Origin of the sequence: Vagococcus proximus (assembly GCF_029143285.1) — a bacterium.
GTDB classification, from domain to species: domain Bacteria; phylum Bacillota; class Bacilli; order Lactobacillales; family Vagococcaceae; genus Vagococcus_D; species Vagococcus_D proximus.
In genome coordinates, this window is the sequence record NZ_JAPDSH010000003.1 from 274,013 (window position 1) to 286,802 (window position 12,790).

Annotated in this window: 10 protein-coding genes; 4 read left to right on the forward strand and 6 right to left on the reverse strand. The window is 33.3% G+C overall.

The genetic code is table 11. The features are described 5' to 3' along the window. Positions 1-124: 124 nt before the first annotated feature. From gyrA to dnaA, 6 genes are all read right to left on the reverse strand, one after another. Positions 125-2,596: a DNA gyrase subunit A gene (gene gyrA / locus OL233_RS05980; RefSeq protein ID WP_275471422.1), complete on the reverse strand. Its 2,472-nt coding sequence runs from the start codon at positions 2,594-2,596 to the stop codon at positions 125-127. A 16-nt stretch (positions 2,597-2,612) separates the two neighbouring features. Next, entirely contained in the window at positions 2,613-4,553 is a 1,941-nt protein-coding gene (gyrB, locus tag OL233_RS05985) for a DNA topoisomerase (ATP-hydrolyzing) subunit B (protein ID WP_437184407.1), read from the reverse strand. A 14-nt stretch (positions 4,554-4,567) separates the two neighbouring features. Next, positions 4,568-5,692 carry a DNA replication/repair protein RecF gene (gene recF, locus OL233_RS05990; protein WP_275471424.1) on the reverse strand — a complete coding sequence of 375 codons (1,125 nt, stop codon included), beginning with the start codon at positions 5,690-5,692 and terminating at the stop codon, positions 4,568-4,570. Next, positions 5,679-5,936, reverse strand: coding sequence for a S4 domain-containing protein YaaA (gene yaaA / locus OL233_RS05995; RefSeq protein WP_275471425.1), 258 nt, complete (start codon positions 5,934-5,936; stop codon positions 5,679-5,681). The genes recF and yaaA overlap by 14 nt, the downstream gene beginning before the upstream one ends. Before the next feature lie 199 nt (positions 5,937-6,135). After that, entirely contained in the window at positions 6,136-7,266 is a 1,131-nt protein-coding gene (gene dnaN, locus OL233_RS06000; protein WP_275471426.1) for a DNA polymerase III subunit beta, read from the reverse strand. 168 nt (positions 7,267-7,434) lie between these two features. Beyond that, the gene (dnaA, locus tag OL233_RS06005; protein ID WP_275471427.1) at positions 7,435-8,778 is read right to left on the reverse strand and encodes a chromosomal replication initiator protein DnaA; all 1,344 of its coding nucleotides are present in this window, start codon (positions 8,776-8,778) and stop codon (positions 7,435-7,437) included. 496 nt (positions 8,779-9,274) lie between these two features. Between dnaA and rpmH the strand changes: the two genes are divergently transcribed. The 4 genes from rpmH to jag all read left to right on the forward strand — a co-directional run bounded on the left by rpmH (position 9,275) and on the right by jag (position 12,783). Then, entirely contained in the window at positions 9,275-9,409 is a 135-nt protein-coding gene (rpmH, locus tag OL233_RS06010) for a 50S ribosomal protein L34 (protein WP_126831883.1), read from the forward strand. 139 nt (positions 9,410-9,548) lie between these two features. Further along, on the forward strand, positions 9,549-9,884 hold the full coding sequence (rnpA, locus tag OL233_RS06015) for a ribonuclease P protein component (protein WP_126831884.1): 336 nt from the start codon (positions 9,549-9,551) through the stop codon (positions 9,882-9,884). A 57-nt stretch (positions 9,885-9,941) separates the two neighbouring features. Beyond that, the gene (locus OL233_RS06020; protein ID WP_302470559.1) at positions 9,942-10,733 is read left to right on the forward strand and encodes a YidC/Oxa1 family membrane protein insertase; all 792 of its coding nucleotides are present in this window, start codon (positions 9,942-9,944) and stop codon (positions 10,731-10,733) included. A 31-nt stretch (positions 10,734-10,764) separates the two neighbouring features. Beyond that, on the forward strand, positions 10,765-12,783 hold the full coding sequence (jag, locus tag OL233_RS06025) for an RNA-binding cell elongation regulator Jag/EloR (RefSeq protein ID WP_275471429.1): 2,019 nt from the start codon (positions 10,765-10,767) through the stop codon (positions 12,781-12,783). The last annotated feature ends 7 nt before the right edge of the window (positions 12,784-12,790 follow it).

Genomic DNA, 12,790 nt, shown 5'->3' on the forward strand with positions numbered 1-12,790 from the left:
TGATTTTTCACCTCCTTATGGACTTTGGCTCTAATATTTATATAGAGCAAGGAAAGTATATCTATAAATAGACTACTAACATCTTGCAATTATACACTCTTTACGAGAGTAAATCAAGCTTTGTTTAGTCGGTTGTTTTATTTTGTGAATTTTCTTCTTTCTCATCTTCTGCTTCTACTTTTGCCATTGTTGAAACAGTTGCATCTTCTTCTAATTTAATTAAACGTACACCTTGTGTTGAGCGACCTGTTTGAGATACTGATTCAACGCTAAATCTTATAATAACACCCTTGTTTGTAATCAATAATACATCTTCTGACCCATCAACAGTTGTTAAACCAGATAAAGGCCCATTTTTATCTGTTATATTAGCAGTTTTAATCCCTTTACCACCCCTGCCTTTGACAGGGTACTCAGAACCTTTTGTACGTTTCCCATAACCTTTTTCAGTAATAATAAGAACTTCAGAGTCATCATCAATAATCGCCATGCCAACAACATAGTCCTCATCTCTTAATCTAACTCCACGAACGCCTGTAGCTGTTCTTCCCATATCTCTTACATCATTTTCATCAAATGTAACGGAATAGCCTAGATGTGTACCTATAATTATTTTTTTAGTACCATCTGTAACACATACATTAATGAGTTCATCGTTTTCTCTCAAGCTGATTGCTATTAGTCCATTACTTCTAATATTTGAAAACGAACTTGTTGCTGTTCTTTTTACTACACCTTGACGTGTTGTGAAAAATAAATAATTATCTTCAGACGCTTTTCCGTCAACACTGATGATTGCCTCTATTTTTTCTGATGAATCTATCCCTAATAAGTTGATAATAGGTATTCCCTTGGCTGTTCTTCCATATTCTGGAATCTCATAGCCTTTGGCTTGATATACTTTTCCGTTATTAGTAAAGAACAATAACGTATCGTGAGTTGAACATGATACTAGATTTTCTACAAAATCATCGTCATGCATACCCATGCCTTGAACTCCTCTTCCACCACGTTTTTGAGCTCGGAATTCTGAGTTAGCTAAGCGCTTAATATAGCCGTTGTGTGTCAAAGTGATGACTATGTCTTCTTCTTCTATTAGATCCTCATCTTCAAGGCTTAAAACCTCACCTACTAGCAATTCCGTACGTCTAGGATCGTCATATTTATCTTTAACATCCTGAAGTTCAGTTTTGATAATTTCCACTATACGATGATGATTTGCTAAAATATCCTTTAAATCAGCTATCAACGCTATTAATTCTTGGTATTCTTTTTCAATCTTATCTCGTTCCAAACCTGTTAGACGTCTTAAACGCATATCTAGTATCGCTTGAGCTTGACGTTCTGATAAACTAAACGTTGTTATCAATTCTTGTTTAGCGATATCTTCAGCCTCAGCTGATCGAATAATACGGATAATTTCATCAATATGATCTAAAGCAATACGTAAACCTTCTAAAATATGTGCACGAGCCTCTGCTTTACGTTTATCGAACTCTGTACGTCTTCTAATTACTTCTTCTTGATGGGTAATATAATGATTAAGGATAGACTTCAAGCTTAAGATTTTAGGCTCGCCAGAAACGATAGCAAGCATATTAAATCCAAACGAACTTTGTAAGGCTGTCATTTTATATAGATTATTCAAGATAACAGACGCACTAACATCACGACGGACCTCAATCACCATTCTCATTCCTTCACGTGATGATTCATCACGTAAATCTGTCATACCCTCTACTCTTTTTTCACGACCTAACTCCGCAATTCTTTCAATTAGCTTCGCTTTGTTTACCATATATGGTAATTCCGTAACAATAATACGTTCCTTACCATTTTTCATCTCTTCTATGTCGACTTTAGCTCTAACTGTAATAGAACCTTTTCCTGTTTCATAAGCTTTTCTAATTCCTGATTTCCCCATCACTAAACCACCTGTTGGGAAGTCAGGACCAGGTAATACTTCCATCAATTCCATAGTAGTAGCATTTGGATTATCCATCAGTAAGGTTGTAGCATTAATAACCTCTCCCAAATTATGAGGAGGAATATTTGTAGCCATCCCTACAGCAATACCTGTAGTACCATTGACTAATAAATTTGGAAATCTAGCAGGAAGAACAAGAGGTTCTTTCTCTGTTTCATCATAGTTATTACCAAAATCTACTGTATCTTTGTTTATATCTCTTAACATCTCTAATGCGATTTTACTCATACGAGCTTCCGTATAACGCATTGCAGCTGCTCCATCGCCATCTACAGACCCAAAGTTTCCATGTCCATCTACAAGCATCTGACGATAACTAAATGGTTGAGCCATTCTTACCATTGATTCATAGATAGCACTATCACCATGAGGATGATATTTCCCCATAACATCCCCAACAATACGGGCAGATTTTTTGTGTGGTTTATCTGGCGTCACACCTAGGTCATTCATTCCATATAAAATACGACGATGAACTGGCTTCAAACCATCTCTAACATCTGGTAATGCACGTGAGACAATTACACTCATTGCGTAATCAATGAAAGAATCTTCCATCTCACTTGTTAGGTTAACTTCTTTTACATTTTCTCTAATTTCTTCAGACATAGTATTCTCCTTTCCTCTAGATATCTAAATTTTTAACATAACGAGCATTCGCCTCGATAAAGTTTCTTCTAGGTTCAACCTTATCTCCCATTAACATTTCAAAAACTTGGTCAGCTTTTATTGCATCATCTACTGTTACACGCAACATTAAGCGTCTATCTGGATCCATAGTTGTTTCCCACAATTGATGGTCATCCATTTCTCCTAGACCTTTATAACGTTGAATATTAGGTTTAGGAGTTGCTGGTAATTCTTTAATTGTGTTAGCTAAATCTTCATCTGCATTTTTTCCCGGTTGAATATAAGTTATATTTTTTCCTTGCTTAATTCCATATAAAGGAGGTTGGGCTATATAGACATAGCCAGCTTCAACAATCGGTCTCATAAATCTATAAAATAAAGTTAATAATAATGTTCTAATATGGGCTCCATCGACATCAGCATCTGTCATGATTACTAATTTATGATATCTTGCTTTAGAAATATCAAAATCATCTCCAAATCCGGTACCCATAGCTGTAAATAATGAACGGATTTCTGTATTTTCTAAAATTTTATCCATACTTGCTTTTTCTACGTTTAAAATTTTACCACGTATAGGTAATATTGCTTGTGTTTCTCGATCTCTCCCTTGTTTAGCTGATCCACCGGCAGAGTCTCCCTCGACAATAAACAATTCTGATTTTTCGGGGGCTCGACTTGAACAATCTGCTAATTTACCCGGTAAATTACTAATTTCAAGTGCACCTTTACGGCGAGTAACCTCACGAGCACGTTTGGCAGCCATACGTGCTTTAGCAGCTAGCACACCTTTTTCGATTACTTTTTTGGCAACTGTTGGGTTTTCCAATAAAAATTTATTAAAAGCCTCTGAAAAAAGTCTATCTGTTACTGTTCTAACTTCTGAATTTCCTAATTTAGTTTTAGTTTGACCTTCAAATTGTGGTTCTGGATGTTTTATTGAGATGACTGCAGTGATTCCTTCTCGTACGTCTTCCCCACTTAAATTCTCTTCATTTTCTTTAATAAGCTTCTGTTTACGTCCATAGTCATTTATAACACGTGTTAAAGCAGTTCTAAATCCAAATTCATGAGTCCCACCTTCATATGTATGGATATTATTAGCAAAACTCAAAATATTAGCATGATAACCGTCTGTATACTGTATTGCAACCTCAACCATTATGTCTTGTTGCTCTCCCTCAGTATATATTGGGTCATCAAATAATACTGTTTTGCTCTCATTTAAATGCTCTACATAACTCTTAATCCCACCTTCATAATGGAATTCACGTTTTTCTGCAGATTCTTCTCTTTTATCTTCAATAGTTAGTTTAAGACCTCTATTTAAGAATGCTAATTCACGCATACGAGTTGCAAGCTTTTCGAATTCGAATTCAACGGTTTCTTTAAATATTTCGGGATCAGGTGTAAAATGTACTGTTGTACCGTGACGATCTGTTTCACCAATAATTGCTAAATCGTCACCTACCACACCTCTCTTGAATTCTTGGTAATGAATTTTTCCATCCTTATATACTTTTACATCAAGTTGACTTGACAAAGCATTTACAACAGATGAACCTACACCATGAAGACCACCTGATACTTTATAACCGCCACCACCAAATTTTCCTCCCGCATGTAAAACAGTAAATACTGTTTCTACCGCTGGACGGCCAGTTTTTTCCTGAATACCAATAGGAATGCCACGTCCATCATCTATAACAGTCACACTACCATCTTTTTCAATTTCGACATTAATTTCCGTACAAAATCCTGCTAAAGCTTCATCAATTGAATTATCTACTATTTCCCATACTAAATGATGCAATCCTTGACCACTAGTCGAACCAATGTACATACCTGGACGCTTTCTTACAGCTTCAAGTCCCTCTAAAACTTGGATTTGACTGGCATCGTATTCATTTGCTTTATCTTTTTCATACTCTTTAATCTCATCAGTCACTCTTATTCACTCTTCCTCTCTACCATGCCCTTTGTTACCATAAATATCTCTGGATCACTCTGCAATCTATTTTCTAAATGCTTTAATGTAGTTGTAGTTACGAAGGTTTGAACCTTACCTTCAATAGTTTTTAATAAATGAATTTGTCTTTCATCATCGAGCTCACTCATAACATCATCTAATAATAAAATTGGATACTCACCAATTTCAAAATTAATCAATTCTATCTCTGCTAGTTTCAAACTCAACGCAGCAGTTCTCTGTTGACCTTGTGATCCATATGTTTGAACATCCTGACCATTAATATAAAACAATAGATCATCTCTATGTGGGCCAAATAATGTTGTTTGCTTATGAAGTTCTTTTAACTTGCTTTTCATTAGCTCACTTAAAAAAATAGACTCAATTTCTACTTGAGTCATATTTTCTCTCACTGAAATACTTGAGTCATATTTCATCTTCAAGGTTTCTCTACCATCTGTAATTCCTTGATGTATACTATGAGCCCACTTTTCCAGTTTTTCTATAAACCGATATCTCGAAAAAATAACCTTACTGCCTGCACTTGCTAATTGTTCAGAGAGAACATCTAAATAGTCGTCCCCTTCTTTATTTCCTTTAAATCCTAACTGTTTTAAATATTTATTTCTTTGTTTTAAAATCTTTTGGTAAGTTGTTAGATGATGTAAATAAATAGGGTCTATCTGTCCCAACTCCATATCAACAAAACGTCTACGAATTTGGGGCGCCCCTTTAATTAAAAAGAGGTCCTCTGGTGCAAATAATACTACATTAAGTTCACCAATATAATCACTTAATTTTTTTTGTTCTATATGATTAACTTTTGTTTTTTTACCCTTTTTAGAAATAGCCATTTCTAAACTTACATCATGATTTTTTTTCTCGACATAGCTTAATAGCCTAGCATAATCTTTATCCCATTGTATTAGCTCTTTTTCAGTAGTTGTCCTGTGACTTCGAGTCATTGCCAGAACATAGATGCTTTCTAATAAATTAGTTTTACCTTGAGCATTTTCACCTAAAAAAATAACTAAATCACGACTAAATTCTAGTGACAGTTTCTCATAATTTCTATAATTTTCTAATTGGATGCTAGTTACTCTCATCAGAAATTTCCTCAGTTATTAGTTCTTCATTTTTTTCCATAAAAAAAGTACCTTCTTCAGGTATTTCAATCATCATTCCTGGATATAGTTTACGTCCACGTCTATTTTCTATTTCTCCATCAACAAATATTACATTTTCCCTCAGATACCACTTTGCCATACCACCGCTTGAGATAACAGTTATTTCTTTTAAAAACTGCCCCAATGTTATGTATTCCGTTTTTAATTTAAATGTATTTTTCAATATTCTCACCTTCTTTTAGACCTATTTCTTCTTATACATTATACCATTTTTTATACTTAAAAAACAAATAAACCGTATAATTTCTCTTTCTAGCGAACGATAGCTCTTTTAGATAGTTTTAATCTATTTAATATTCTACCCCTTAAAACGAATTTTTTGCATAAAAAAGAAGAGCCGTATTAAATATGGCTCTTCTTTTTTAATTAGTTCTTACTGGTGTTATTAATTGAATAAATGAAATTTCTGAATCTGTCGGTTCTAATGTAAAGGGTCTAATTGGTGAAATAAATTTAATAACAATGTCAATACCACCAAATGCTTTTAAAGCACTCTTCATATAATCTGGATTAAAAGAAATTTCTAAAGGTTCTCCAGTCATCTCAATGTAGGTAATTTCCTCTTGTACATTGCCTATTTCGGGCGAATTCCCATAAATAATAGCTTTATTATCTGAAACAGCCAACTTGACAATATTGTTTCGACCTTCATGTGATAATAAGGAAGCTCTTTCAATAGCTGACAGTAAGTTAGCTACATTAAAAGAAATTTCTGTAGAAAAACTAGTTGGTATTAAACGATTTGTATCCGGATACTTTCCTTCTAACAATCGTGAATAAAAGTACATATTAGCTGTTTTGAACAAAACTTGATTTTCCATAATACTAATAGATACCATTTCTTCTTCATCTTTAAATGATCGTGATAATTCTAATAAACTTTTTCCTGGAATGACGATATCGAAATCCTCTTGTACATCCTCTAAAGGTATTACACGTTGACTTAAACGATGACTATCAGTAGCTACTGATAATAAACTAGAGCTATTTAAAATGAAATGTACCCCAGTTAAAATAGGTCTGCTTTCGTGTTGGGAGATAGCAAAACTTGTTTCATTAATCATTTTATTTAACACGCGTACAGGTAATTGTAGTTGCTTGATTTCATCAACTACAGGTAGTTGAGGGTAATTGTCAGCATCCAAACCATTAACAACAAATTCTGCTGCGCCAGATGTTATAGCTACTTGTTTATTAGCTAGAACTTCCAAAGTAACCGTATTTTCAGGTAATTTTCTTATTATTTCTCCAAAGAATCGAGCTTGGAGAACAATAGAACCTGTTTCTTCAATCAGCATTTGTGACTTAGTATCATTTTTTGACAAAAATGTTTCAATGGAAATATCTGCATTACTTCCCGTTAATGATAAGCCTTCGTTACTTAATTTTATTTTAACTCCGGTCAATATTGGGATAGTTGTTTTCGAACTTATTGCTCTCTGAACAGTTGATAATTCGTTTAAAAAACTGGTTCTATTAATCGTTAATTTCATTTTTAGTAAGTTCCTTTCGGTAATTAATATAGTTATATATAAAATAATAGTAGTAGTAGGGCCTGTTACTTCTGTGGATATCTGTAGAGAGGTAAACAGACTCTAAAGTTATCCACTTGTTGATAACCTGTGAATAACTTTTGGTTTTTACTAGAGTTATTCACAGGGTTAATTAGAAAGACCATTTTTTATATCATTGATTTCTTTTTGAATAGAGGTATCAGTCTCTAGTAATTGTTGTATTTTTTCATGAGAATGTATAACTGTAGTATGATCTTTACCGCCAAACTCAGCCCCTATTTTAGGTAAAGAGTTATCTGTTAGCTCTCTTGAAAGATACATAGCTATCTGTCTGGGTAATACAATGGTTTTTACTCTTTTTTTCCCCTTTAAATCCTTAAGTTGAATGTGGTAATACTCACAAACCTTTTCTTGAATACTTAAAATAGAAAGTTGATTATTGGCTCCAACTGAACGCAATGTTTTTAAAGAATCGGCCGCAAGACTTGTCGTTATATCTTCATTCTTCATAGTAGCAAAAGCCTGTACCCTAACTAAAGCCCCCTCTAGCTCGCGGATATTTGAATCAATCTGTCCAGCGATATAACTCAAGGTATCATCTGGAATTTCTAGATGTTCAGCATTAGCTTTTTTTCTTAAAATAGCTATTCGTGTTTCCAGGTCAGGTGGGGTAATATCGACTGAAAGCCCCCATGCAAATCTAGAAACTAACCGTTCTTGGAGCTTTGGAATTTCATTTGGAAGTCGATCACTCGTTAGAACAATTTGTCTACCATCATTATACAAAGAATTAAATGTATGGAAAAATTCTTCTTGAGTTCCTTCTTTATCAGCAAAGAACTGAATATCATCAACTAAAAGAAGATCAACATTGCGATACTCCTGTCTAAAACTTTCGGAAGTCCTGTTTTGAATAGAATTAATAAAATCGTTGGCAAACGTTTCACTGCTAACATATTTAACTTTTGCATTGGGATTGTTTATTAACATTTGATGACCAATTGCATGCATTAGATGAGTTTTGCCTAGTCCAACTCCACCATAGAAAAATAAAGGATTATAAGTTGAGCCGGGGTCATCAGCAACAACTAAAGCAGCAGCGTGAGCCATTTGATTTCCTTTACCAATAACAAAAGTATCAAATGTGTATTTAGGATTAAGTAAAGCCTTTTTACTATTTTCTTTTGTTATGTCAGATATAATGGGCTCCATTTTAGGTTGAGCTGAAATATCTTCAATTATATCGTTCTTAATCGTAAAGATAGGAGTTATTTCTGAACCAGTAAGTTTAAAACCTGTTTCAACTATTTTAGTTGATAGATTTTTTTCCCAATATTCTTTATGAAGGGCTGAGGGTACTTCTATAGTTAAATCATTGTTGATTAAACTTATAGGCGTTGCCTGTTCAATCCAAGCATTGAAACTGGGAGCGGTTAAGCTGTCACGATAAATAGCAACAAGCTCATTCCAAATATATTTAATATCGGCCATTTAATTAGTGCCTCCTTATTCAAGATAATAATCGTTTCTTATTTTAGCATTAAAAAAAAAAGTTTTCCACCGAATTTAAACACTTGTGGAAAAAAAATAAACAAGAGAATAACAAGTTATCCACAGAGGGAATAATAATAGTGGATTAATTTAGAAAAAATCTTAATAAGAACAACAGGTTGTGGATAAAAGAACCTTTGTTAATAGTACTTTGAAGTGGTTTTTAACAACAGTTATTAAAATTGGGGATAATTTTTTTGAAGTTGTTAACTTGTGCATAACTAGTTGTTAACCAAAAAGTTTAAATTATAAATTTATTAACAATTAACAAAAGTATTGAGTGATTAAACCAACAATTGTGGATAAGTATGCTCTTATTTTTTTATATTTCTCAATATTCTTTATTAAGAAAGGTTGACAGAATAGGCAGTCTTTCGTATACTATTGAGGTCTGTCTAGCTATAAGAAGATAACATTTATATAGGAGGTGTCACTTATGAAAAGAACATACCAACCAAATAATCGTAAGCATAGTAAAGTTCATGGTTTCCGTAAACGCATGAGTACTAAAAACGGCCGTCGCGTATTAGCAACAAGACGTCGTAAAGGAAGAAAAGTTTTATGCTCATAAACCGCTGACCTAATCAGTGGTTTTTTTTTTAGGAAAAATAAAATAATGGAATATATATAACTAGTAAATATAGACGTAATTTATGGTACTATTAGAATAATAATTGTTAACTTTATTATAGTAGCGAAAGGGGATTAAGATGAAAAAATCCTATCGTATAAAAAAAGAAAAAGAATTTCAAATGATTATGTTGAAAAAAAAATCATTTGCAAATAAAAATTTTGTAGTCTATGCCAGCTATAATGATCAAAAACATTTTAGAGTGGGATTATCTGTAGGAAAAAAAATTGGAAATGCAGTGAATAGAAATTATGTAAAGCGTCAAATTAGAGAAGGTTTGTTCAATTTAAAAGGCTGTATTGATAAAGATGTTTCTATGATTGTAATTGCAAGACCGAACATTGTTAATCTAACAACTCAAGAAGTGAAGAAAAATCTAGAACACGTATTAAAAATAGCTGGGATAATATCATAAAAAGATAGAGGAGTTTTAATAGTGAAGAATAAAAGGAAATTATTATTAACATTAGGAATGTTATCACTAGTCTTTATATTATCAGGTTGTGGAACTAGTGATATAACAGTAGATAGTACAGGAATTTGGGAAAGATATATCGTATTTAATTTTGGCCGAGCAATACAAGCATTATCTTTTGGAAGCAATGCTGGAATCGGAATTATATTATTTACTATCATTATTAGGGTTATATTATTTCCGTTAATGCAATATCAGAATAAGAGTATGAAAAAAACTCAAGAACTGCAACCAAAAATCAAAGCATTACAAGAAAAGTATCCATCGAAGGATCCGGAAACAAAACGCAAGTTACAAGAAGAACAGCAAAGATTATATGATCAACACGGGGTTAATCCATTTGCAGGTTGTCTGCCACTGTTAATTCAAATGCCAATCTTAATGGCTTTATGGCAATCAATTTCGAGAATTCCAGGTTTGAGTGCTGGTAAATTCTTATGGTTGGAATTAGGTAGTCCAGATCCATATTGGATATTACCCATTTTAGCTGCTATATTTACATTCATCAGTACAAAGTTATCAAGTATGAGTCAAATAGATTCAAATCCTACTATGAAAATCATGACTTATTTTATGCCTTTGATGATTTTGTTTATGGGAGTTAAATTAGCAAGTGGACTTTCTTTGTACTGGGTAATTTCAAATGCCTTCCAAGTAGGTCAAACTTTGTTAATCAATAATCCATTTAAAATAAAACGCGAGCGTGAAATAGAAAGACAACAAAAACGAGAGTTAGAAAGAGCGCTTAACAAAGCTAAAAATACAAAGAAAAAGAGAGTAAAACGTTAAAAATAGAATTGTCACTGAGGAGGTAATTTTTATGCCGAAATATGAAGGTGTAACCGTAGAGCAAGCGTTAGAAAAAGGGTTAAGTGAACTGGAATTAAATAAGAATCAAGTTAGCATAAAAGTACTGAGTATGGGTAAAAAAGGTGTATTAGGAAATAATCAACCTGCGATTCTTGAAATAACACCCAAAGTGGAAAATAGCATGACGGAGAAAATTATAGTAGAAAATAAAGAAGCAACCCTACAGCCTAAGATACCTAAAGTCTATGAGGGTCCAACAGCGGAAGAGGCTCTAGTGATAGGTCTTCAAGATTTAAATATGTCAAAAAACCAAGTTAAAATTAAAATATTAGATCTTGGTAAAAATGGTGGGATTGGAAAAGGCAAACCTGCAAAAGTGATGCTAACACCTAAAGAAGAAATTACAGAAGATAAGGTAAAAGTCCCTAATACAACGGTTGGTGCTGATAGGCTAGTAGATAATATTTTTGAGGGTATTACTCCAGAAGAGGCTTTATCAAAAGGTTTAAAATCATTAGGTTTAGCTAAATCTGAGGTGAAAATAAAGGTATTAGATTTAGGTAAGTCAGCTGGGTTAGGGAAGAATAAACCAGCAAGGGTCAAATTAACACCAAAAATAATTTTAAACGAAGAATCAAAAGTAGATAATAATAATTTTCAAGAGAAGAATGTAAATAAGGAAATAAAAGTAAGAGATTCAGATAACAAGGGCATCTTTGAAGCAGAGACTGTTGAACTTGCATTAGAAAAGGGATTAAGAACATTAAATCTAACAAAAAGTGAAGCGAAAATTAAAGTAATAGAGTTAGGTAAAAATCCAACTATAGGCAAAAGTAAACCAGCAAAAGTCATGGTACGAAGAAAGAGCATAGATACAAAACAACAAAAAGGCTCATTAGAAGTTGCTAAAAAAAATCCGAATGAATCTGTATTAAAAGAAATAAAACAAGTTACGGCTGTGGATAAAAACAAATCATCTAGTACTGAGAGAATAGTCAAAGTTTTTGAAGGTGAAACAGTTGAATTAGCTTTAGAAAATGGATTAAAAGAGTTAGGTTTGAGAAAAGAAGACGTGACTGTTAAGGTTTTAAATTCTGCTAAAAAGGGAATTTTTGGTGTGGGTAGTAAGCTAGCCAGAGTAGTTATAAAAACTAAAGATGTTGATTCTAAATTAACTGAGAAAATAGTTCCTCCTGTTGTAGAAGAGTTACCAGAAGTAGAAGAAGTTCCTGTTGTAGAAGAGTTATCAGAAGTAGAAGAAGTTCCTGTTGCAGAAGAGTTACCAGAAGTAGAAGAAGCTCCTGTTGCAGAAGAGTTACCAGAAGTAGAAGAAGCTCCTGTTGCAGAAGAGTTACCAGAAGTAGAAGAAGCTCCTGTTGTAGAAGAGTTACCAGAAGTAGAAGAAGCTCCTGTTGTAGAAGAGTTACCAGAAGTAGAAGAAGCTCCTGTTGTAGAAGAGTTACCAGAAGTAGAAGAAGCTCCTGTTGCAGAAGAGTTACCAGAAGTAGAAGAAGCTCCTATTGCAGAAGAGTTACCAAAAGTAGAAACTACTCCGCTCAGAAATCTGTCCAAAGGCAAAGCTGTAGAAGCGCTGAAAGAATATTTGGAAGCAATAACTAAAGAGATGGGCTATCCTGCTACCGTTGTGGTTATTGAAGGAGAGCACCATGTTACGTTTGATTTAGATTGTGAAAAACAAGGAGTATTGATAGGGAAACACGGAAAAGTACTGAATAGTTTACAATATATGTCTGAGATGTATGTTAATCGTATTTCAGGTAAAAGAATGTCTGTGATGATTAATGTAGGAGAATATCGTAGACGTAGAGAAGTAACTTTGAATAAATTAGCTGTAGAAACAGCTAAAAAAGTAAATGAAACTAATGAATCAATTTCATTAGATCCAATGCTATCTTTTGAACGTCAACAAGTAAGAAATGCTTTACTAGATAATGATAGTATTACATTAAGATCTGAAGGTCATGAGCCTTTTAGGTTTGTTATAGTGGAACCAAAAGAAAAAAACTAGACCTAGG